Origin of the sequence: Escherichia sp. KTE172 (assembly GCF_000408845.1) — a bacterium.
GTDB classification, from domain to species: Bacteria; Pseudomonadota; Gammaproteobacteria; order Enterobacterales; family Enterobacteriaceae; genus Escherichia; species Escherichia coli.
Map to the genome: position 1 here is coordinate 2,182,075 of NZ_KE137316.1, position 21,630 is coordinate 2,203,704.

Annotated in this window: 18 protein-coding genes and 4 pseudogenes; 21 read left to right on the plus strand and 1 reads right to left on the minus strand. The window is 41.9% G+C overall.

Going from position 1 to position 21,630, the window contains the following annotated elements; all coding sequences use genetic code 11:
* From G434_RS13465 to G434_RS13365, 21 genes and pseudogenes are all read left to right on the plus strand, one after another.
* A pseudogene (locus G434_RS13465) lies at window positions 1-260 on the plus strand (DUF932 domain-containing protein); the annotation flags it as partial.
* A gap of 54 nt (window positions 261-314) precedes the next feature.
* Window positions 315-800, plus strand: a pseudogene (locus G434_RS27575) (antirestriction protein).
* Window positions 801-815: 15 nt separating this feature from the next.
* On the plus strand, window positions 816-1,292 hold the full coding sequence (locus G434_RS13450; RefSeq protein WP_001186726.1) for a JAB domain-containing protein: 477 nt from the start codon (window positions 816-818) through the stop codon (window positions 1,290-1,292).
* 62 nt (window positions 1,293-1,354) lie between these two features.
* A complete protein-coding gene (locus G434_RS13445; protein ID WP_000692329.1) occupies window positions 1,355-1,576 on the plus strand; it encodes a DUF987 domain-containing protein in 222 nt (73 codons plus the stop codon).
* Between the two features lie 162 nt (window positions 1,577-1,738).
* Window positions 1,739-2,116: a type IV toxin-antitoxin system cytoskeleton bundling-enhancing antitoxin CbeA gene (gene cbeA, locus G434_RS13435; protein ID WP_001285620.1), complete on the plus strand. Its 378-nt coding sequence runs from the start codon at window positions 1,739-1,741 to the stop codon at window positions 2,114-2,116.
* A 46-nt stretch (window positions 2,117-2,162) separates the two neighbouring features.
* The gene (locus G434_RS13430; protein ID WP_001094430.1) at window positions 2,163-2,540 is read left to right on the plus strand and encodes a TA system toxin CbtA family protein; all 378 of its coding nucleotides are present in this window, start codon (window positions 2,163-2,165) and stop codon (window positions 2,538-2,540) included.
* Window positions 2,537-2,966, plus strand: a pseudogene (locus tag G434_RS0125335) (DUF5983 family protein). The gene G434_RS13430 and the pseudogene G434_RS0125335 overlap by 4 nt, the downstream one beginning before the upstream one ends.
* A gap of 11 nt (window positions 2,967-2,977) precedes the next feature.
* On the plus strand, window positions 2,978-3,175 hold the full coding sequence (locus tag G434_RS13425; RefSeq protein ID WP_001374283.1) for a DUF957 domain-containing protein: 198 nt from the start codon (window positions 2,978-2,980) through the stop codon (window positions 3,173-3,175).
* An 84-nt stretch (window positions 3,176-3,259) separates the two neighbouring features.
* A complete protein-coding gene (locus G434_RS13420; protein WP_001532553.1) occupies window positions 3,260-4,102 on the plus strand; it encodes a DUF4942 domain-containing protein in 843 nt (280 codons plus the stop codon).
* A gap of 330 nt (window positions 4,103-4,432) precedes the next feature.
* Window positions 4,433-4,615 (plus strand): annotated as a pseudogene (locus tag G434_RS0125340) (IS110 family transposase); the annotation flags it as partial.
* An 810-nt stretch (window positions 4,616-5,425) separates the two neighbouring features.
* Window positions 5,426-6,409, plus strand: coding sequence for a KpsF/GutQ family sugar-phosphate isomerase (locus tag G434_RS13415; protein ID WP_001329577.1), 984 nt, complete (start codon window positions 5,426-5,428; stop codon window positions 6,407-6,409).
* A 71-nt stretch (window positions 6,410-6,480) separates the two neighbouring features.
* On the plus strand, window positions 6,481-7,629 hold the full coding sequence (locus G434_RS13410; protein ID WP_000905917.1) for a capsule polysaccharide transporter: 1,149 nt from the start codon (window positions 6,481-6,483) through the stop codon (window positions 7,627-7,629).
* Between the two features lie 23 nt (window positions 7,630-7,652).
* Entirely contained in the window at window positions 7,653-9,329 is a 1,677-nt protein-coding gene (locus G434_RS13405; protein ID WP_001329578.1) for a polysaccharide biosynthesis/export family protein, read from the plus strand.
* A gap of 9 nt (window positions 9,330-9,338) precedes the next feature.
* Entirely contained in the window at window positions 9,339-10,079 is a 741-nt protein-coding gene (gene kdsB / locus G434_RS13400) for a 3-deoxy-manno-octulosonate cytidylyltransferase (RefSeq protein ID WP_000030761.1), read from the plus strand.
* On the plus strand, window positions 10,076-12,103 hold the full coding sequence (locus G434_RS13395) for a capsular polysaccharide biosynthesis protein (RefSeq protein ID WP_016239078.1): 2,028 nt from the start codon (window positions 10,076-10,078) through the stop codon (window positions 12,101-12,103). Before kdsB ends, G434_RS13395 begins: the two co-directional genes overlap by 4 nt.
* Before the next feature lie 34 nt (window positions 12,104-12,137).
* Window positions 12,138-13,364: a capsule biosynthesis protein gene (locus tag G434_RS13390; protein ID WP_001161828.1), complete on the plus strand. Its 1,227-nt coding sequence runs from the start codon at window positions 12,138-12,140 to the stop codon at window positions 13,362-13,364.
* 155 nt (window positions 13,365-13,519) lie between these two features.
* Window positions 13,520-14,296 (plus strand): ABC transporter permease, encoded by a 777-nt coding sequence (locus G434_RS13385; protein WP_001513438.1) that lies wholly within the window; start codon window positions 13,520-13,522, stop codon window positions 14,294-14,296.
* Window positions 14,293-14,964 carry an ABC transporter ATP-binding protein gene (locus G434_RS13380; protein ID WP_000590810.1) on the plus strand — a complete coding sequence of 224 codons (672 nt, stop codon included), beginning with the start codon at window positions 14,293-14,295 and terminating at the stop codon, window positions 14,962-14,964. The genes G434_RS13385 and G434_RS13380 overlap by 4 nt, the downstream gene beginning before the upstream one ends.
* Window positions 14,965-14,967: 3 nt before the next feature.
* Window positions 14,968-16,059, plus strand: coding sequence for a Stealth CR1 domain-containing protein (locus G434_RS13375; RefSeq protein WP_016239079.1), 1,092 nt, complete (start codon window positions 14,968-14,970; stop codon window positions 16,057-16,059).
* 3 nt (window positions 16,060-16,062) lie between these two features.
* Complete coding sequence (locus tag G434_RS13370; protein WP_016239080.1) at window positions 16,063-19,584, plus strand: CDP-glycerol glycerophosphotransferase family protein; 3,522 nt, start codon at window positions 16,063-16,065, stop codon at window positions 19,582-19,584.
* A gap of 393 nt (window positions 19,585-19,977) precedes the next feature.
* On the plus strand, window positions 19,978-21,261 hold the full coding sequence (locus tag G434_RS13365) for a hypothetical protein (RefSeq protein ID WP_016239081.1): 1,284 nt from the start codon (window positions 19,978-19,980) through the stop codon (window positions 21,259-21,261).
* A gap of 207 nt (window positions 21,262-21,468) precedes the next feature.
* On the opposite strand, the gene G434_RS0125345 is transcribed toward G434_RS13365, so the two are convergent.
* On the minus strand, window positions 21,469-21,630 hold a 162-nt coding region (locus G434_RS0125345; RefSeq protein WP_000507499.1), incomplete at its 5' end, for an IS1 family transposase.

Here is a 21,630-nt window from a genome sequence, read left to right on the forward strand (position 1 = left end):
TGACTTACCGTTATGGTGACGAACATCAGCCCGTCACCACCGCCGACATTCTGACGCCACGACGCCGGGAGGATTACGGTAAGGACCTGTGGAGTGCTTATCAGACCATTCAGGAGAATATGCTGAAAGGCGGAATTTCAGGTCGCAGCGCTAAAGGAAAACGTATCCACACCCGTGCCATTCACAGCATTGACACTGACATTAAGCTCAACCGCGCATTGTGGGTGATGGCGGAAACCCTACTGGAGAGCCTGCGCTGATTCAGCCATTACCCTGAAAACCACGCATTTATTTGTCCTTTAAGGAGTCATTTCATGAAAACCATTTCACATAATTCCACCACATCTTCTGTTTCCGTAACCGCTGCATCAGGGAATGACCAGCCTCAGTTGGTTGCCACCATAGTCCCTGATGAACAGCGCATCAGCTTCTGGCCGCAGCATTTTGGCCTCATTCCACAGTAGGTGGCCCTGGAGCCCCGTGTTTTCGGCTGGATGGACCGTCTGTGCGAAGACTACTGCGGTGGTATCTGGAATCTGTACACCCTGAACAACGGCGGGGCATTTATGGCCCCCGAACCGGATGACGATGATGACGAAACATGGGTACTGTTCAATGCCATGAACGGCAACCGCGCTGAAATGAGCCCGGAAGCCGCCGGCATTGCTGCCTGTCTGATGACGTACAGTCATCACGCCTGTCGTACGGAGTGTTATGCCATGACGGTCCATTATTACCGGCTGCGGGATTACGCCCTGCAGCATCCGGAATGCAGCGCCATTATGCGCATCATCGACTGAATGGAGGCAGGGACAATGCAGCAGCTTTCCTTTCTGCCCGGAGAAATGACGCCCGGCGAGCGCAGTCTCATTCTGCGGGCTCTGAAAACCCTGGACCGCCATCTTCATGAACCCGGTGTGGCCTTCACCTCCACCCGTGCGGCACGGGAATGGCTGATTCTGAACATGGCGGGACTGGAGCGTGAAGAGTTCCGGGTGCTGTATCTGAATAACCAGAATCAGCTGATTGCCGGTGAAACCCTCTTCACCGGCACCATCAACCGCACGGAAGTCCATCCCCGGGAAGTGATTAAACGCGCCCTGTACCACAATGCCGCTGCCGTGGTACTGGCGCACAATCACCCGTCCGGTGAAGTCACACCCAGTAAGGCAGACCGGCTTATCACCGAACGTCTGGTACAGGCACTGGGCCTGGTGGATATCCGGGTGCCGGACCATCTGATAGTCGGTGGCAACCAGGTTTTCTCCTTTGCCGAACATGGTCTGCTTTAACCCGTCACAACCACATCACACCTGTTTTCACTTTTATCTTCTGTCTTCAGAGGTATCCCATTATGAAAATTATCACTCGTGGTGAAGCCATGCGTATTCACCAACAACATCCGACATCCCGTCTTTTCCCGTTCTGTACCGGCAAATACCGCTGGCACGGCAGCACTGAAGCGTATACCGGTCGTGAAGTGCAGGATATTCCCGGTGTGCTGGCCGTGTTTGCTGAACGTCGTAAGGACAGTTTTGGCCCGTATGTCCGGCTGATGAGCGTCACCCTGAACTGATGTTCCGTCACCCGGAAAACGAGTACGACTGGCTGAGCTCAGACGCCGCTGTGGATGAGGCCCTGCTCATAAACGAATACACCTTTACCGAAGGCGGTCTGCGCGCCGGCTGACCTGTCATCGTTAAACCATTCTTAACCGATTTTCTGTGAGGACTTTATCGTGTCAGACACACTCCCCGGGACAACGCCTCCCGACGACAATCACGACCGCCCCTGGTGGGGGCTGCCCTGCACCGTGACGCCCTGTTTCGGGGCCCGACTGGTACAGGAGGGTAACCGCCTGCATTACCTTGCAGACCGCGCCGGTATCAGAGGCAGGTTCAGCGACGTAGATGCGTACCACCTGGACCAGGCCTTTCCGCTGCTGATGAAACAACTGGAACTCATGCTCACCGGCGGTGAACTGAATCCCCGCCATCAGCATACCGTCACACTGTATGCGAAAGGGCTGACCTGCGAAGCCGACACCCTCGGCTCCTGTGGTTACGTTTATCTGGCTGTTTATCCGACACCGGCAGCGCCCGCAACCACCGTATAACACCGGATATCTCCCCTTTATCACCACCTGTTACAGAGAACTTAAGATGAATACATTACCCGACACTCACGTACGGGAGGCATCGGGCTGCCCGTCTCCCATCACCATCTGGCAGACACTGCTCACCCGACTGCTGGACCAGCACTATGGCCTCACGCTGAATGACACACCGTTCGCTGATGAACGTGTGATTGAGCAGCATATTGAGGCAGGGATTTCACTGTGTGACGCGGTGAACTTTCTCGTTGAAAAATACGCGCTGGTACGTACCGACCAGCCGGGATTCAGCGCAGGAGCCCCGTCGCAGTTAATCAACAGCATTGATATTCTCCGGGCACGCCGGGCAACCGGCCTGATGACCCGCGATAACTACAGAACGGTAAATAACATTACCCGGGGGAAGCATCCGGAAGCGAAACAATGAAACTGGCCCTGACGCTGGAAGCCGACAGCATTAACGTGCAGGCACTGAACATGGGACGCATTGTCGTTGACGTCGATGGTGTTAAAATCCGACCAACAGTCAACCTGCACACTACCACCGTTTGCAACCCTTGCCGGCATACGCTGCAGTACCGCACATATCACGGAAAAGGATAACGCCTGGCTGTACTCGCTGTCACACCAGACCAGTGACTTCGGTGAATCAGAACGGATTCATTTCACAGGTAGCGGATATCTGTTACGTACCGATGCGTGGTCATATCCGGTTCTGCGGCTTAAACGCCTGGGGCTGTCAAAAACGTTCCGTCGTCTGGTTGTCACACTCATCCAACGTTATGGCGTCAGTCTCATTCATCTGGATGCCAGCGCTGAATGTCTGCCGGACCTGCCCACTTTCGACTGGTAACCAGGAACAACATGAAATCATTAACCACGGAAACCGCACTGGATATTCTGATTGCGTGGCTACAGGACAATATCGACTGCGAATCGGGAATTATCTTTGACAACGATGAGGATAGAACGGATTCGGCAGCACTGTTGCCCTGTATCGAACAGGCCAGAGAGGATGTCCGTACCCTGCGTCAGCTACAGTTTCTGCAACAGAACCGGTGAGTCTTACTCACCAGACTTCATTCCACTGACGCCAGCCTGAATACGGCTGGCGTTTTCGTTTATCTGCAAAAAGGAATATCGATTATGTCTGAAATCACAGCCTCTCGTCCGGAAGTGGTCAACGGGCATACGGACGTTATCTGCTCAACCAGTATCCGCCACATTCTGGCTGTACGAAAGAGTACATTGCTGCAAATCGACACACTTATCCGACAACTGGCTGAAATATCAGCAATGACAGAAAGTATTAGAGGTAAAACGGCTCTGGACTGGGCCATGAAACAGGATTTTCGCTGCGGTTGCTGGCTGATGGAGAAACCGGAAACCGCAATGAAAGCCATCACACGCAATCTTGATCGCGAACTCTGGCGTGATCTGATGCAACGTTCCGGGATGCTGAGTCTGATGGATGCGCAGACCCGGGACACATGGTACAGGTCACTGGAATATGATAATTTTCCGGAAATCAGCGAAGCGAACATTCTGAGCACATTTGAACAACTGCACCAGAACAAAGATGAAGTGTTTGAACGGGGAGTGATCAACGTCTTCAAAGGGCTGAGCTGGGATTACAAAACCAACTCACCCTGTAAATTTGGCAGTAAAATTATCGTCAACAACCTGGTGAGGTGGGACCGGTGGGGGTTTCATCTTATCACCGGGCAACAGACTGACCGACTCGTCGACCTGGAAAGAATGCTACATCTGTTCAGCGGCAAACCGATCCCCGACAACCGGGAAAACATCACTATTCGTCTGGATGGTCACATCCAGTCCGTTCAGGGTAAAGAGCGCTATGAAGACGAGATGTTCATCATTAAATACTTTAAGAAGGGATCTGCACACATCACTTTCAAAAGGCTGGAACTGATTGACAGAATTAACGATATAATAGCCAGGTACTTTCCTTCTGTGCTCTCAGCCTGATCCCGAGTGTGATTCCCTTTCGATATCAAAAGGGACTGCGGGTATAATTGAGGGTACATTTTTAATCAAATCAAACAAATTGCATTAATATCAATATGATAAAAGAAATTTTCGATTCCGAGTCCGGCACCACTGTTCTAAAGAACCCGCCCACAAGGCGGGTTTTTGCTTTTGGATCTTTATATAAAATAAACTTGGGAGCATAACGCCATCAGGTCTTAAAACACTCCCGAATCATCAATAAACATCCCCCGCTAACAAAACACAGTTCAGTTCACATAACATCCCTGTTATCCCACACATATCTGCTGGCCGAACGACGCCAGTGCGCGTACGGAGGCAAGAGCAGCCCTGCACATGGCAGCGTTTGTGGTAACCTGGTTTAATCCGGTGATAAAGGCGTTTTACATGCATCTGCCAGCAGCCGGAAAAACCAAAAAAGTGGCGCTGGTTGACTGTATGCGTAAATTGCTGACCATCCTGAACGCAATGCTCAGAAAGAACGAAGAGTGAAATGAATCGTAGCATCATGTTGCTCCATAATTTTTACGTTCAAGACAGTTGATTATCGGCGCATATGACTCAAAAAGAGCCTGATGATTGCCTCTTTTCCATAGGCTCTTTCTCTGAAGTGCAGGAAGGCCCGGAAGAAAGCACTCGCTGGCATACGTGACTCCAGCTCAATCGGAGATAATCACCATTGTTATTTTTCTATTTAATAATAATCTCCTGAAAAATAGATATAGCAAAAATACAATCCGGCCAGATTTAATTCCGCATTCATTACCAGAAATAATCAACACCACAACTATCATATCATTCAATAGTCACCGCTAAAATTTTATTATTTTCCTCTTCTTTACATAGAAATTGTCAACCCATTTATTATGCAGCACTTAAATAGTTAATCACAAAACAACATCACCATTATTTGCGTGTTTTATTTATTAATAACATAGTCATACGTTCTTTTTTTACAAGGAAATAATCAATTGATAAATTGTTTTTTATCTCAATAGTCAAGTAGGAAACATTTTAATAAATGATAAAAATCCTAAATTCCTTGTTCATAATGTAGAGGTGTGTTAAATAGGTGGACAAAATTTGGTTCCCCTTCTCGCCTGTAATATTGCAGCATCTTCGCACCTCCATGAGACATTGCGACTTAATAAGAAGGTGATAAGTCCTGCATATAAGCATGGACTGACCATGGTTTTATATTCATTAAAAATTTTGTTACAAACCATTGATTTAGCATAAATAAATTATAGTGGGTTCGGGTTTGTTGTGACTGTGGCATTATTTCCGTGCAAAGGAGCTGATATGTCTGAAAGACATTTACCTGATGACCAGAGCAGTACTATCGATCCATATCTAATTACCTCTGTTCGCCAGACTCTGGCAGAACAATGCGCAGCATTACAAAACTTGTCTAAACAACTGGATTCCGGGCAGTACCAGCGTGTCCTTAATTTGATAATGAACTGTAAAGGTCACGTTATTCTTTCGGGAATGGGTAAATCAGGGCATGTCGGTCGTAAAATGTCAGCGACGCTGGCCTCTACGGGTACGCCTAGTTTCTTTATTCATCCTGCAGAAGCTTTCCATGGCGATCTGGGCATGATTACGCCTTACGATCTTCTGATCCTTATTTCTGCCAGCGGTGAAACGGATGAAATCCTCAAGCTAGTTCCTTCACTGAAAAATTTCGGCAACCGAATTATCGCCATTACCAATAATGGAAATTCCACGCTGGCGAAAAATGCTGATGCCGTGCTGGAACTCCACATGGCGAATGAAACCTGCCCGAATAATCTTGCACCAACAACGTCTACCACGCTGACGATGGCGATCGGCGATGCGCTGGCGATTGCCATGATCCACCAACGCAAATTTATGCCGAATGATTTTGCGCGCTATCACCCGGGCGGTTCATTAGGTCGTCGCCTGCTGACCCGCGTTGCTGATGTCATGCAGCATGATGTTCCTGCGGTACAGCTGGATGCGTCATTTAAAACCGTGATTCAACGTATCACCAGCGGATGCCAGGGAATGGTGATGGTAGAAGACGCAGAAGGTGGGCTAGCGGGCATTATCACCGACGGTGACCTGCGTCGCTTTATGGAAAAAGAGGATTCTCTGACATCCGCCACGGCTGCGCAGATGATGACACGTGAACCGCTGACGCTACCGGAAGACACCATGATCATTGAAGCGGAAGAAAAAATGCAAAAGCACCGCGTCTCAACGTTATTGGTGACCAACAAGGCAAATAAAGTCACTGGCCTTGTGCGCATTTTCGACTAATTAAGCAACGGGGTGCGAGAGGTTAGTCTCTCATTGAGTTTGCGCCCCACTGAAACTTTGATAATCGTTACATGTTGATAAAAGTGAAGTCTGCCGTATCCTGGATGCGTGCTCGTCTGTCTGCCATCTCACTGGCAGATATCCAAAAACACCTGGCGAAAATCATCATTCTGGCACCGATGGCGGTGCTGCTGATCTATCTGGCTATCTTCAGCCAGCCTCGCTATATGAGCGAGTCGAAAGTCGCCATTAAACGCTCAGATGATTTAAACAGCGGCAGCTTAAATTTTGGTCTGCTATTGGGTGCCTCTAACCCGAGTTCCGCAGAGGATGCGTTATATCTGAAAGAGTACATCAACTCTCCAGATATGCTGGCAGCGTTAGATAAGCAACTGAATTTTCGCGAAGCGTTTAGCCACAGCGGGCTCGATTTTCTTAATCATCTTAGCAAGGATGAAACCGCAGAAGGCTTCCTGAAGTACTACGAGGACCGTATCAACGTCTCGTATGACGATAAAACCGGATTGCTCAATATTCAGACGCAGGGCTTTAGCCCGGAGTTTGCGCTTAAGTTTAACCAGACCGTGTTGAAAGAGTCAGAGCGCTTTATCAATGAGATGTCACATCGCATTGCGCGTGACCAGCTCGCCTTTGCGGAAACGGAAATGGAAAAGGCACGCCAGCGTCTGGACGCCAGCAAAGCGGAATTGCTCTCTTATCAGGACAACAACAACGTTCTGGATCCCCAGGCACAGGCACAGGCGGCGAGCACGTTAGTGAATACGCTGATGGGCCAGAAGATCCAGATGGAAGCGGACCTGCGGAACTTGCTGACGTATCTGCGTGAGGACGCCCCGCAAGTTGTGAGTGCGCGTAATGCGATTCAGTCATTGCAGGCACAAATCGACGAAGAAAAAAGCAAAATCACAGCGCCGCAGGGTGACAAGCTAAACCGTATGGCGGTGGATTTTGAAGAAATCAAATCAAAAGTAGAGTTCAACACTGAGCTCTACAAACTGACGCTGACCTCCATTGAAAAGACCCGTGTAGAAGCGGCTCGTAAGCTCAAGGTGCTGTCGGTGATCAGTTCGCCACAGTTGCCGCAGGAATCCTCTTTTCCAAACATCCCTTATTTGATTGCCTGTTGGTTACTGGTGTGCTGCCTGCTGTTCGGCACCCTGAAACTGTTGCTGGCTGTTATTGAAGACCACCGAGATTAACGCTGTCGCTGAATGAGTTTGTGATGAAATTATTGAAATCAATTTTACTGATTGCCGCCTGTCAGGCTGCGCAGGCCAGCGCGGCCATTGATATTAACGCTGACCCAAACCTTACAGGAGCCGCACCGCTTACCGGTATTCTGAACGGGCAACAGTCGGATACGCAAAACATGAGCGGCTTCGACAATACCCCGCCGCCCTCACCGCCGGTGGTAATGAGCCGTATGTTTGGTGCTCAACTTTTCAACGGCACCAGCGCAGATAGCGGTGCGACGGTAGGATTCAACCCTGACTATATTCTAAATCCGGGTGATAGCATTCAGGTTCGCTTGTGGGGTGCGTTCACCTTTGATGGTGCGTTACAGGTTGATCCCAAAGGTAATATTTTCCTGCCGAACGTTGGTCCGGTGAAAGTTGCTGGCGTCAGTAATAGTCAGCTAAATGCCCTGGTCACATCCAAAGTGAAGGAAGTATACCAGTCCAACGTCAACGTCTACGCCTCCTTATTACAGGCGCAGCCAGTAAAAGTGTACGTGACCGGATTTGTGCGTAATCCTGGTCTGTATGGCGGTGTGACGTCTGATTCGTTACTCAATTATCTGATCAAGGCTGGCGGCGTTGATCCAGAGCGCGGAAGTTACGTTGATATTGTGGTCAAGCGCGGTAACCGCGTGCGCTCCAACGTCAACCTGTACGACTTCCTGCTGAACGGCAAACTGGGGCTTTCGCAGTTCGCCGATGGTGACACCATCATCGTCGGGCCGCGTCAGCATACTTTCAGCGTTCAGGGCGATGTCTTTAACAGCTACGACTTTGAGTTCCGCGAAAGCAGCATTCCCGTAACGGAAGCGTTGAGCTGGGCACGCCCTAAGCCTGGCGCGACTCACATTTCGATTATGCGTAAACAGGGGCTGCAAAAACGCAGCGAATACTATCCGATCAGTTCTGCGCCAGGCCGTATGTTGCAAAATGGCGATACCTTAATCGTGAGCACTGACCGCTATGCCGGCACCATTCAGGTGCGGGTTGAAGGCGCACACTCCGGTGAACATGCCATGGTACTGCCTTATGGTTCCACTATGCGTGCGGTTCTGGAAAAAGTCCGCCCGAACAGCATGTCGCAGATGAACGCAGTTCAGCTTTATCGCCCATCAGTGGCTCAGCGTCAGAAAGAGATGCTGAATCTCTCGCTGCAAAAGCTGGAGGAAGCATCACTTTCTGCCCAGTCATCCACCAAAGAAGAAGCCAGCCTGCGAATGCAGGAAGCACAACTGATCAGCCGCTTTGTGGCGAAAGCACGCACCGTGGTTCCGAAAGGTGAAGTGATCCTCAACGAATCCAATATTGATTCTGTTCTGCTTGAAGATGGCGACGTCATCAATATTCCGGAGAAAACATCGCTGGTTATGGTTCATGGCGAAGTGCTGTTCCCGAACGCGGTGAGCTGGCAGAAGGGTATGACCACCGAAGATTACATCGAGAAATGTGGTGGCCTGACGCAGAAATCGGGTAACGCCAGAATTATCGTCATTCGTCAGAACGGTGCAGCCGTCAACGCAGAAGATGTGGATTCACTCAAACCGGGCGATGAGATTATGGTTCTGCCGAAATATGAATCGAAAAACATTGAAGTTACCCGTGGTATTTCCACCATCCTCTATCAGCTGGCGGTGGGTGCAAAAGTGATTCTGTCTTTGTAAGGAGTTGAAATGAGCAAAGCAGTTATTGTCATTCCGGCTCGCTATGGCTCCTCGCGCCTGCCGGGTAAGCCACTGCTCGATATTGTTGGTAAACCGATGATCCAGCATGTTTACGAGCGTGCGTTACAGGTGGCGGGCGTTGCGGAAGTTTGGGTGGCAACAGACGATCAGCGTGTTGAAAAGGCCGTGCAGGCATTTGGCGGGAAAGCCATCATGACGCGCAACGATCATGAATCCGGCACCGATCGGCTGGTCGAGGTGATGCATAAAGTCGAGGCAGATATCTACATTAACCTGCAGGGCGACGAACCAATGATTCGCCCGCGAGATGTAGAAACGCTGTTACAAGGAATGCGTGATGACCCCGCGTTGCCAGTGGCAACGCTATGCCACGCGATTTCTGCCGAAGAAGCTACCGAGCCAAGCACGGTAAAAGTGGTTGTGAATACCCGCCAGGACGCGCTTTATTTCAGCCGTTCGCCGATTCCGTATCCGCGTAATGCTGAAAAAGCGCGCTACCTGAAACACGTTGGTATTTACGCTTATCGTCGCGATGTGCTGCAAAACTACAGCCAGTTACCGGAGTCCATGCCAGAGCAGGCAGAATCACTGGAGCAGCTGCGGTTGATGAGCGCGGGGATCAACATCCGCACATTTGAGGTTGCCGCAACCGGTCCGGGCGTCGACACCCCAGCATGCCTGGAAAAAGTGCGCGCCCTGATGGCACAGGAACTGGCTGAAAACGCATGATTGGCATTTACTCGCCTGGCATCTGGCGTATTCCGCATCTGGAGAAATTTCTGGCGCAACCGTGCCAGAAACTTTCTCTGCTGCGCCCTGTTCCGCAAGAAGTTGATGCTATCGCCGTGTGGGGACATCGTCCCAGCGCGGCGAAACCAGTAGCCATCGCCAAAGCAGCGGGAAAACCCGTCATTCGTCTGGAAGATGGATTTGTGCGTTCGCTGGATCTTGGCGTCAATGGCGAGCCGCCGCTTTCTCTGGTGGTGGATGATTGTGGCATTTACTACGATGCCAGCAAGCCTTCAGCACTGGAGAAACTGGTACAGGATAAAGCCGGAAATACAGCTCTGATAAGCCAGGCCAGAGAAGCGATGCACACCATCGTGACCGGGGATTTGTCGAAATATAACCTGGCACCTGCGTTTGTGGCTGATGAGTCAGAACGTTCAGACATCGTTCTGGTTGTCGATCAGACATTTAATGATATGTCAGTGACGTATGGCAATGCTGGCCCGCATGAGTTTGCTGCTATGCTGGAAGCCGCGATGGCGGAAAATCCTCAAGCCGAAATTTGGGTGAAGGTGCATCCGGATGTCCTGGAAGGAAAGAAAACAGGTTATTTCACTGATCTGCGCGCCACGCAACGAGTACGTTTGATTGCCGAGAATGTCAGCCCGCAGTCGCTGTTGCGACACGTTTCCCGGGTTTACGTCGTGACATCCCAATACGGCTTTGAAGCCTTGCTGGCAGGAAAACCAGTAACATGCTTCGGCCAACCCTGGTATGCAGGCTGGGGCTTAACGGACGATCATCATCCGCAGTCGGCGTTGTTATCTGCCCGACGCGGTTCAGCCACACTGGAAGAACTTTTTGCCGCTGCATACCTGCGTTACTGTCGCTATATCGATCCGCAAACGGGAGCAGTAAGCGATCTGTTTACCGTGCTGCAATGGCTGCAATTACAACGCCGACATCTGCAACAGCGTAATGGCTATTTATGGGCGCCAGGCTTAACGCTGTGGAAGTCAGCTATCCTGAAACCTTTCTTGCGAACAGCGACAAACCGGCTGAGTTTTTCACGTCGTTGTACTGCGGCGAGCGCCTGCGTGGTATGGGGTGTAAAGGGAGAACAGCAATGGCGAGCCGAAGCGCAACGAAAATCACTGCCGTTATGGCGAATGGAAGATGGTTTTCTGCGTTCATCCGGACTTGGCTCTGACCTTTTGCCGCCGCTATCGTTGGTGCTGGATAAACGCGGGATCTACTATGACGCCACGCGCCCCAGCGACCTGGAAGTGCTGATTAATCACAGCCAGTTAACACTGGCGCAGCAGATGCGAGCTGAAAAATTACGCCAGCGACTGGTTGAAAGTAAACTGAGCAAGTACAACCTGGGGGCCGATTTCTCTCTACCAGCCGAAGCCAAAGATAAAAAAATCATCCTGGTGCCGGGTCAGGTAGAAGACGATGCCTCAATTAAAACCGGCACCGTTTCTATTAAAAGTAACCTTGAGTTATTGCGTACCGTACGTGAACGTAACCCGCACGCCTACATTATTTATAAACCGCACCCGGATGTATTAGTGGGAAATCGCAAGGGCGATATTCCGGCAGAACTGATTGCTGAACTTGCTGATTATCAGGCACTGGACGCAGATATTATTCAATGCATCCAGCGCGCAAATGAAGTGCATACCATGACATCATTGTCCGGGTTTGAAGCGTTATTACATGGCAAGCAAGTTCATTGTTACGGCCTGCCCTTCTATGCCGGTTGGGGTTTAACCGTTGATGAACATCACTGCCCGCGCCGCGAGCAAAAATTAACGTTAGCAGATTTGATCTATCAGGCGTTGATTGTTTATCCAACCTATATCCACCCAACACGGCTACAACCTATTACGGTTGAAGAAGCTGCGGAATATTTAATCAAGACGCCGCGCAAGCCGATAGTAATTAGAAAAAATAATATTGACAGAGTTATTAATATTTACCGTAAGTTAATCATGTTCTGCAGAGTCAGACTGGGTTAACCAATTTCATTATTGACTATTGCACAGATTATTTATGCAAGGTAATGCACTAACCATTTTATTATCGGGTAAAAAATATCTGCTATTGCAGGGACCGATGGGACCTTTTTTCAATGACGTTGCCGAATGGTTAGAGTCATTAGGCCGTAACGCTGTGAATGTTGTGTTCAACGGCGGTGATCGTTTTTACTGCCGCAATCGACAATACCAGGCTTACAACCAAACGCCGAAAGAATTTCCCGGTTGGTTGCGAGATCTCCACCGGCAATATGACTTTGATACCATCCTCTGCTTTGGTGACTGCCGCCCATTACACAAAGAAGCAAAACGGTGGGCTAAGTCGAAAGGGATCCGCTTTCTGGCATTTGAGGAAGGATATTTACGCCCGCAATTTATAACCGTTGAAGAAGGCGGAGTGAACGCATATTCATCACTACCGCGCGATCCTGATTTTTATCGTAAGTTGCCAGATATGCCTGCGCCGCACGTTGAGAACTTAAAACCTTCAACGATGAAACGCATTGGCCATGCGATGTGGTATTACCTGATGGGCTGGCATTACCGTCATGAGTTCCCTCGCTACCGCCACCACAAATCGTTTTCCCCCTGGAATGAGGCACGTTGCTGGGTTCGTGCATACTGGCGCAAGCAACTTTACAGGGTAACACAGCGTAATGTATTGCCGAGGTTAATGAATGAGCTGGACCAGCGTTATTATCTTGCCGTTTTGCAGGTGTATAACGATAGCCAGATTCGTAACCACAGCAATTATAACGATGTGCGAGACTATATTAATGAAGTCATGTACTCATTTTCGCGTAAAGCGCCGAAAGAGAGTTATTTAGTGATCAAACATCATCCGATGGATCGTGGTCACAGACTCTATCGACCATTAATTAAGCGGTTAAGTAAGGAATATGGCTTAGGTGAGCGCGTCATTTATGTGCACGATCTCCCGATGCCGGAATTATTACGCCATGCAAAAGCGGTGGTGACAATTAACAGTACGGCGGGGATCTCTGCGCTGATTCATAACAAGCCACTGAAAGTTATGGGAAATTCTCTTTATGATATCGTTGACTTAACATACCAAGGAACATTAGATGACTTCTGGTTAACAAAATTCAAACCAGACATAAAGTTGTTTAAAAAATTTAAAGAGTATTTATTGTTTAAAACACAAATAAATCATGTTTTTTATGGAAACGAGAAAATAAATAAGAGCATAAATATCAATAGTTTTATTGGTTCACACAAATAAGGATGATACAAACAACTTTTTGGATTTCTAAGATTTAATAAAGAGGGGTATAAGAAGGCGTTTTTCTAAGTTAATGGGGAAATGAATTAACAGTCCATTGGTAGCTGTAAAGCCAAGGGCGGTAGCGTGGAGAAATTTTGGGAGCATAATGTTAAATGATAAGAAGTGGATTTGAAGTGCAGGTAGCGGCTGTTAAAGCATTGTTTTTTAGAGAAATTCGAACTCGGTTTGGTAAATTTCGCTTGGGATATTTATGGGCAATTTTAGAACCTGCATCGCATTTGTTAATATTGTTAGGGATATTCAGCTATATCATGCATCGCACTATGCCGGATATTTCATTCCCTATTTTCCTTATTAATGGGCTGATTCCATTTTTTATTTTTAGTAATATCAGTAGACGTTCTGTAGGGGCTATCGAAGCAAATCAGGGGTTATTTAATTATCGACCTGTTAAACCAATAGATACTATAATTGCACGTACATTACTTGAGTCATTTATTTACGTCTATGTCTATGTTTTCCTAATGTTCATCATCTGGCTTGCTGGTGAATATTTTCAAATAATAAGACCTTTACAACTGATAGGGGCTTGGAGTTTACTGATCGTTCTTTCATATAGTATTGGAGTAATATTTATGGTTATCGGAAAAAAATCCCCTGAAATGCAGAAAATATTGCCAATACTAATTAAGCCTTTATATTTTATATCATGTATTATGTTTCCTCTACATGCAATCCCAAAGCAATATTGGTCATACCTTCTCTGGAACCCTTTAATTCATGTAGTAGAATTAAGCCGAGAGGCTGTAATGCCGAGTTATGTAAGTGAAGGAGTAAGCATAAATTACTTACTAATATTTAGCTTAGCTACTCTATTCATTAGTCTAGCATTATATATATACTATGAAGAGGATATGTTGACCTCATGATTAAAATTAATAATTTAACTAAGTCATATATAACATCAACTGGGCGGCACTATGTTTTTAAAAATTTAAATATTTATATTCCTTCAAAAAAAAACATTGCATTTATTGGGCGAAATGGTGCTGGTAAATCAACACTTTTGAGAATAATCGGTGGAATTGATAAACCTGATTGTGGAAAAATTATCTCTAACAAAACGATCTCATGGCCAGTAGGGCTTTCTGGGGGGTTCCAGGGAAGCCTGACTGGGAGAGAAAATGTAAAATTTGTTGCTCGGTTATATGCCAAGAGAGATGAATTGAAGAAAAAAATAGAATTTGTAGAAGAGTTTTCTGAACTTGGACAATATTTTGACATGCCTATAAAAACATATTCATCAGGAATGCGTTCCCGATTAGGTTTTGGATTAAGCATGGCATTTAAATTTGATTACTACATTGTGGATGAAGTTACTGCTGTTGGTGATGCCAAGTTTAGAACAAAATGTTATCATTATTTTAAGGAGCGTCGTTCCGAATCAAATTTCTTAATGGTTTCCCATAATTTAAATGTCCTGAGTGAATATTGTGATGCAGCCTTATTATTTACAAAAGATAAGCAAGTAATTTATTATGATGATATTAAAATAGCTATTAACAAGTATATTGAAGATAATGAATTAACGAGATAATTCATGAACACAAACTATAATAAATTCAAAAAGCTTATAAAAAATCCTGGATTATTTTTTAGAGATTACTTACTAAAAAAACATCCTTTATATTATAATGAACTTCAATGTGCTCTACAAGAGGAGCAAATAATCATAGAAAATGATTTATCATTAGAGCGGCAAATCCCATCTGAATTACCTATAGATGTAGTATATACATGGGTAAATCACAATGACAATATCTGGAAAAATAAATATTTATCATATAAGAAAAATGATTATAGTTATGGTCAAAACGCAACTGATTTATCTAGATTTAGTAATAATAATGAATTGTATTTTTCCTTAAAGAGTATAAAGAAATTTATACCATGGGTGCGAAAAATATATATCATTACAGATAATCAAACCCCTGAGTGGATTGATTTATATTCTAACGTAACCATTATAGATCATAGAGATATAATTCCAAAAGAATACCTTCCAACATTTAATTCTCATGTTATAGAGGCGTATCTTCATAAAATAAAAGATTTATCTGAGTATTTTTTATATTTCAATGATGATGTTTTTGTTTCACGTGAAATACCCAAATCACATTTTTTTAAAAGTAATGGCATATCTTCTCTATTTATAACAAAAAAGAGTATAAATGCGATGAGGGATAAAGGTATAAACACACCAACTTTACATGCCTGCCTCAACTCTAGAAAGTTATTATATAATGAATTTTATATAGAAATTGATACACCATTAGTCCATTCATACATTCCACTAAAAAAAAGCCTGTATAATGAAGTGTTCAATAAGTTTCACGCTGAAATTTCTGCATTTTCAGAAAATAAATTCAGGACAAATCACGATCTGAATATGGCGACATTTCTTGTCCCATGGTATTCATACTTAAAAGGGTACTCAGCGCCATACAAAGATATTTGTTATTATTTTAACATCCGTTCAGCAACGGCACAACAAATATATAAACAATTAAAGCAATCAAATATAATGCCACATTCAATATGTGCCAATGATATATCACAAAAAGGATGCTCTAATATTAACATGCAAAATGAAGAACTAAACAAAACATTATCAAAGATTTTTGGAGGATAATTAATGAACATAAGAAAATTAAAAAAATTAAAGAAAAACCCAAAGCTTTTCTTTAATGACATGATGAAAAAACGAAAGTCTAAAGTGACTAATATCAAAAAATTAAATGGCAGTTATAATATTGTCGTATTTTCTAGTGATGACGAACATAAAACATCCAATTATAACTTCATTAAAAATATTAGGGATTATGAAAATATAAATGTTATACATGTTAATTTATTTAATAAAAATGATTTTATATTTCTTTCATCATTATTAAAATACGAGAACACATTATTTTTATGGCACGATGATTACATAGACTCTGATTTCTTACAAAAAGCAGACGAAATATTAAACAGCAAAAATAAAGGTTACGCTGACACAATAATAATACCAAATAGTAAACTTTCAGAAATCCCATTTATTAAATCAACATCTGATGCCATTTCATCTCATTATGAACTTAAAGAATATAATAGAATTGTGAACGAGTACTTTGTTGCAAACTCTATATATGGGATGATAATCCCTTCAATATTAATTAAAAAACATCTTGTTTATCATGAAAATGCTCATAAAAAATTCATTTTTAATGGCTTTATTTTTTTACTAGAGATACTTGAAGAATGCGAAAATAAATATACAATACGTTTTGAAAAGAAATTACATTACTTAAACAATCGAATGTCATCAATTCCTTTTAAAGGACAATCATGGTGCGACAGAAGTATTTTTTGTGATGATTTCATTTCACTAGTTAAAGGCATAGAACTTATATTAGAGCACTCGACTTCAGATAATATAAAAATTTCAGTTAAAAGATCTTTTTTTAATCTATTATTAACGTATATTAAATCTGGTTTAACAAATCATTCATTACTTGATATTATGAGTAATGATGAAAAAAATAAATTTAAACATTACTTAAATTATGCGTTAAATTTAATTGGTGATGATTGCATCTCTTCTTTTAATATTTCATGCGCGGAAACAATTAAAATTGGTTGTTTAAAAAAACTAGGCATTGAAAAGCAAAGTAAATATTGTGACTTGTTACAATTAGATAAAGATAAGAATGAAGTTTTATTACGATATTATTCTTCATGTGAGGTCTCGGCAGAAATTAGAATAGACAATAAAGAAGTTATTCCTATAGAATTTAAGACTATATGTCATAATTTATTTTCAGACGTATTCTTTTATGAGCAAAGAATGTGGTTATGGTTGACCAAGCAACCACATAAAAAACCGATAAAAATAAAAATATCAAATAGACACAAGGAAATTAGAGATTTTCGTAGAAAAGTAGAGGCCAATATTACATTTGATAAGATACAGTCGCAATATAATGCCATGCATCCAAAATTTAAATATGCAAGAAAATATTCCGGATGTTGGTTACTCATGGATAGAGACAATCAAGCTGATGATAATGCAGAACATTTATATCGATATATAAATCAGAACAGGCCTGATATATCTATATTTTTTGTTTTATTAAAGGACTCACATGACTGGGTCAGATTAGAGAAAGAAGGTTTTAAATTACTAGCATTTGGCAGTCGAGAGCATGAAGCTGCATTAGAATCATGTGATAAAATAATTAGTTCTCATGCGGCTCAGTTTGTTACGGATTATTTTAAAGATAAACGAATGCTATGGAAAAAATTTATTTTTCTTCAGCATGGTATCATTCATAATGATCAATCTACATTATTTAGACCAGACTGGAAGAAAATTGATATTTTTTTAACATCTGGAGTGGATGAATATAATTCCTTGGCAGGAGAGAAAACCACTTATAAATTTACTAAAAAAGAAGTGAAACTTACGGGGTTGCCAAGGCATGATTCATTATTAAAAAAAGATATCGATGAAGAAAATATCATTTTAGTAATGCCAACCTGGAGACCTAACTTGTTAGGAAAAGTCACATCTGGTACCAGTCGTGAATTATTACCTGATTTTCAAAATAGTGAGTATGCTAAAGCATGGACAGAATTGCTATCATCCGCGTCATTGTATAATCTAATAAAAAATGAAGGGTATAGAATAATTTTCTTTCCGCATGCCAATATGCAACCATATATAAGTGAGTTTAACCTACCAGAACATATAAGCATACAATCTCATTATGATGGTAGTATCCAGAGTTTATTTAAGCGTTCAAAAATAATGATCACTGATTATTCATCAGTAGCATTTGAAATGGCGTACTTGAATAAACCAATCTGTTATTATCAATTTGATGAAAAACAGTTTTTTACGAAAGGTCATTATAATAAAGGTTATTTTGATTATCGTTCTTCTGGATTTGGCCCCGTGTTCAATACTGTTGAAGGAGTTCTGGAGTTTTTACATAATATTATAAAAGGTAGATATCCTAATTCAGATATATATGAAAAACGTGCTGCTAATTTCTTTCCTTATCGTGACGGAAAATGTTGTGAACGAGTTTTGGATACTATAATTAATCTTGAACAACCAAGAGTAACACAATGTAGTACCGACTATTTAAAATGGGCTGCTCATGCCTATAAAACAGGAGATTATATTAGTGCACGCTCTCGTTATGAAAAATATTTCATTAACCATAATGATTCATGGGCGACATATAATGGCAAACATTTATTTAACTACATGGTTAGTTTAATATCACTTGGCGATTTTAACATTGCACTTAATTTACTGAACACAGGCAGAATAAGCGTATATAAAAAGAAGTATTTAAAATATCGCATTAATGTTTTATTATCATTAATATCCCTGACTCCGCTTAATATAAAAGAGACGATTAACAATAAAACAATTAAAGATATTACTTGGTATTGTAGTGATAGCATGGATTCATGTTTCAGTACCCGTAATAAATTGTTTTTACATGAGTCATCTCGCAGGTTACGGTTGTTAGAAAAAAATAAAGCATACGAAGATGTTGTAGTTATGTACAAATCATTATCAGATAATGAAAAGCATGATATAATTAATAAGAGCATATATATTCGAACATTATATCATTTAAAAAAATGGAAATTACTTCTGGATAATATTAATAGCAATGATATCTTTACAGGGCAAACTGGCATAAACATTTATATGGCAGCTTATTTCTTTGCTATTCGTTCAAGTAAAAGCAAAGTACCTGATTTGAATAAGTATGTAAAATATCTTTTAAGTGACACGCTTGATAACCAATACGTGGACGAGATATTCATGTATCTTTTGTACCACAATGAAAATGAAATTATTGATTTATATTACCAAACACACTCTTCTGAAATTAATACAAAATCCGTTCTTCTTTATTTTAAACACCTTATTAAAGTTAAAAAATATGAACAAGCATATGCCCTTTCAAAAAAAATAAACATTACAGAAATAGATGATGAGTCTTTATTCTTTATAGCTGAGTTTTATATTATTTATGAAGATTATGACTTAGCTATGTTATACATAAAACACATTCGACTTCGTTTACTTCTTAACAAATCTTCAGATGTTTATAAAAGAATTGATTATCTTATGTCATTAATCCCTTAATTATTTCACATACATATTCATGTGTGTAACACACACATGAATAAATATTAAGCAAGTAATGTGTCACATAATACTAAGGGCTTATTTTAAGCCCTTAGTCCAATACGGTCACATGACATATATATGAAACCATCATTTATTGTAGATGGAATAAATATAATAGGACTTGACAATAATATTCTTTTACTTATAACAGAATTTCTTATTATCTATGAAAAATACAACTTAGCAATGAAATATATAAAATGCTTACGCCTTCGTTTACTTAGTACTAAATCTTCAGAGTTATCTACAAGTGTAAAGTATTTAATGTCACTTATACCATAAAACTCTTTTGTATTATATAAAAGCACATGGCCCTCTTGTATATGTGCTTTATTTAGAGAGGTAAGTATGAAAAAATTTTTACACCTTTTATTTAATGAACATAGCTCTTCTGAACATGCAAGAGATATATTAATTATCAATGGCTGTGAGATACCTGTATTTTTAAAAAAGGGACGATGGTTGACAAATATTTGTGTAGATGCCGATTCAGACATAAAATTAAAGAATAAAAATGAAAATATTCAATTGCTACTTACATTAGAAAAAAAATTTCATCCAGATCAAATTGCATTTGATCAAAAACACTCTATAATTTCTCATTCATTGGAGAAAGAGTCAGTATATTATTCAGTATATGGCAATATTCACTCGCCAAACAAAATACTTATAACCTTTCCAGGTGTTTCTAATCTTGATAATGTACATCACAGATTGAGTGCATTAACTTCATTACATAGCAAGTTGAAAAATGTACTTGTTATTGCTTTCCAGGATAAGGAGGGAGTGTATGGGAATTACATGTTTAAAACATTAACCAATTATAGAATTCGCCCTATTGTTGTAAGCTTGATTTATGGATTAAAAACGAAATTCAGTTTAAAAAATGAAGATATAATTTTTTATGGTAATTCAAAAGGTGCGACTATAGCTATAGATTATATAAGCCTGTTTCCGGATTCATATTTTTTTATTGATATTCCACAACTTGATTTATATAATTACAAAAGTCAAAATCACATATTTCGATATACATTAGGTGAAGAAGCAAGAAAATATTATGTTTATAAAGAATCATTAACAAAGTTAGAGAATAATAGGGTTTTTTATTCTTTTGGTGAAAATGATCATGACTCTTCTTGCTCTATTCCAATTAAGAATTTTTCTGGCATAAATGTATCGATGTTAAAGGATATGAAACATTCTGGAAGTGCAATGGAGTTAGTTAAGAAAAATTTTGTTAAAATTCTACAGTTAATCACAGGTAGAACAGCAATAATAAGACCAACCATAAGTGTGAAATGTTTCTTTAAAAATGAGCGTCTGTATTTTAATAGATTGCTACCTGCTTTTGATAATATTCAAAAAATAGAGCATGTTTATGCTGAGATTAATTTTCAACCAATCAACCAATCAACCAATCAACCAATCAACCAATCAACCAATGTTTCGTTAAATAAACATTATGATAGAGTCTTGCGGGTGTATTGGAAATATGGATTTGATATATTACGTCATTTGACGTGTGGTGAGTATAGAATTAGTTTGCATGTGTATTATAATTACAATGAGTTCATATACCCGTTGGATAAAAAGATCATCGTGTCTTCAGGTAATGTTGTCGTGATTTGATAATTAAACTTTAATAAATTTATATTTGATGTTAATATTAGTAAGGGACGCCTTTTGGCATCCCTTACTAACTAAACTTGCATCGTAAGATATGTTCTAATAAAATTGTGCTTTCCTTGACTTACACATAAAACCGTAGGCGTTTTTTTCACCATAGTATCTACTGACGAAATTTTTCTTGACAGGATTTTGGGTAATGACTCCAACTTATTGATAGTGTTTTATGTTCAGATAATGCCCGATGACTTTGTCATGCAGCTCCACCGATTTTGAGAACGACAGCGACTTCCGTCCCAGCCGTGCCAGGTGCTGCCTCAGATTCAGGTTATGCCGCTCAATTCGCTGCGTATATCGCTTGCTGATTACGTG

Excerpts from the sequence above, each read along its gene's own strand:
- G434_RS13450 (WP_001186726.1), top strand. The coding sequence starts at position 816 with ATGCAGCAGCTTTCCTTTCTGCCCGGAGAAATGACGCCCGGCGAGCGC.
- G434_RS13445 (WP_000692329.1), top strand. The coding sequence starts at position 1,355 with ATGAAAATTATCACTCGTGGTGAAGCCATGCGTATTCACCAACAACAT.
- G434_RS13430 (WP_001094430.1), top strand. The coding sequence starts at position 2,163 with ATGAATACATTACCCGACACTCACGTACGGGAGGCATCGGGCTGCCCG.
- G434_RS13425 (WP_001374283.1), top strand. The coding sequence starts at position 2,978 with ATGAAATCATTAACCACGGAAACCGCACTGGATATTCTGATTGCGTGG.
- G434_RS13420 (WP_001532553.1), top strand. The coding sequence starts at position 3,260 with ATGTCTGAAATCACAGCCTCTCGTCCGGAAGTGGTCAACGGGCATACG.
- G434_RS13415 (WP_001329577.1), top strand. The coding sequence starts at position 5,426 with ATGTCTGAAAGACATTTACCTGATGACCAGAGCAGTACTATCGATCCA.
- G434_RS13410 (WP_000905917.1), top strand. The coding sequence starts at position 6,481 with ATGTTGATAAAAGTGAAGTCTGCCGTATCCTGGATGCGTGCTCGTCTG.
- G434_RS13405 (WP_001329578.1), top strand. The coding sequence starts at position 7,653 with ATGAAATTATTGAAATCAATTTTACTGATTGCCGCCTGTCAGGCTGCG.
- kdsB (WP_000030761.1), top strand. The coding sequence starts at position 9,339 with ATGAGCAAAGCAGTTATTGTCATTCCGGCTCGCTATGGCTCCTCGCGC.
- G434_RS13395 (WP_016239078.1), top strand. The coding sequence starts at position 10,076 with ATGATTGGCATTTACTCGCCTGGCATCTGGCGTATTCCGCATCTGGAG.
- G434_RS13390 (WP_001161828.1), top strand. The coding sequence starts at position 12,138 with ATGCAAGGTAATGCACTAACCATTTTATTATCGGGTAAAAAATATCTG.
- G434_RS13385 (WP_001513438.1), top strand. The coding sequence starts at position 13,520 with ATGATAAGAAGTGGATTTGAAGTGCAGGTAGCGGCTGTTAAAGCATTG.
- G434_RS13380 (WP_000590810.1), top strand. The coding sequence starts at position 14,293 with ATGATTAAAATTAATAATTTAACTAAGTCATATATAACATCAACTGGG.
- G434_RS13375 (WP_016239079.1), top strand. The coding sequence starts at position 14,968 with ATGAACACAAACTATAATAAATTCAAAAAGCTTATAAAAAATCCTGGA.
- G434_RS13370 (WP_016239080.1), top strand. The coding sequence starts at position 16,063 with ATGAACATAAGAAAATTAAAAAAATTAAAGAAAAACCCAAAGCTTTTC.
- G434_RS13365 (WP_016239081.1), top strand. The coding sequence starts at position 19,978 with ATGAAAAAATTTTTACACCTTTTATTTAATGAACATAGCTCTTCTGAA.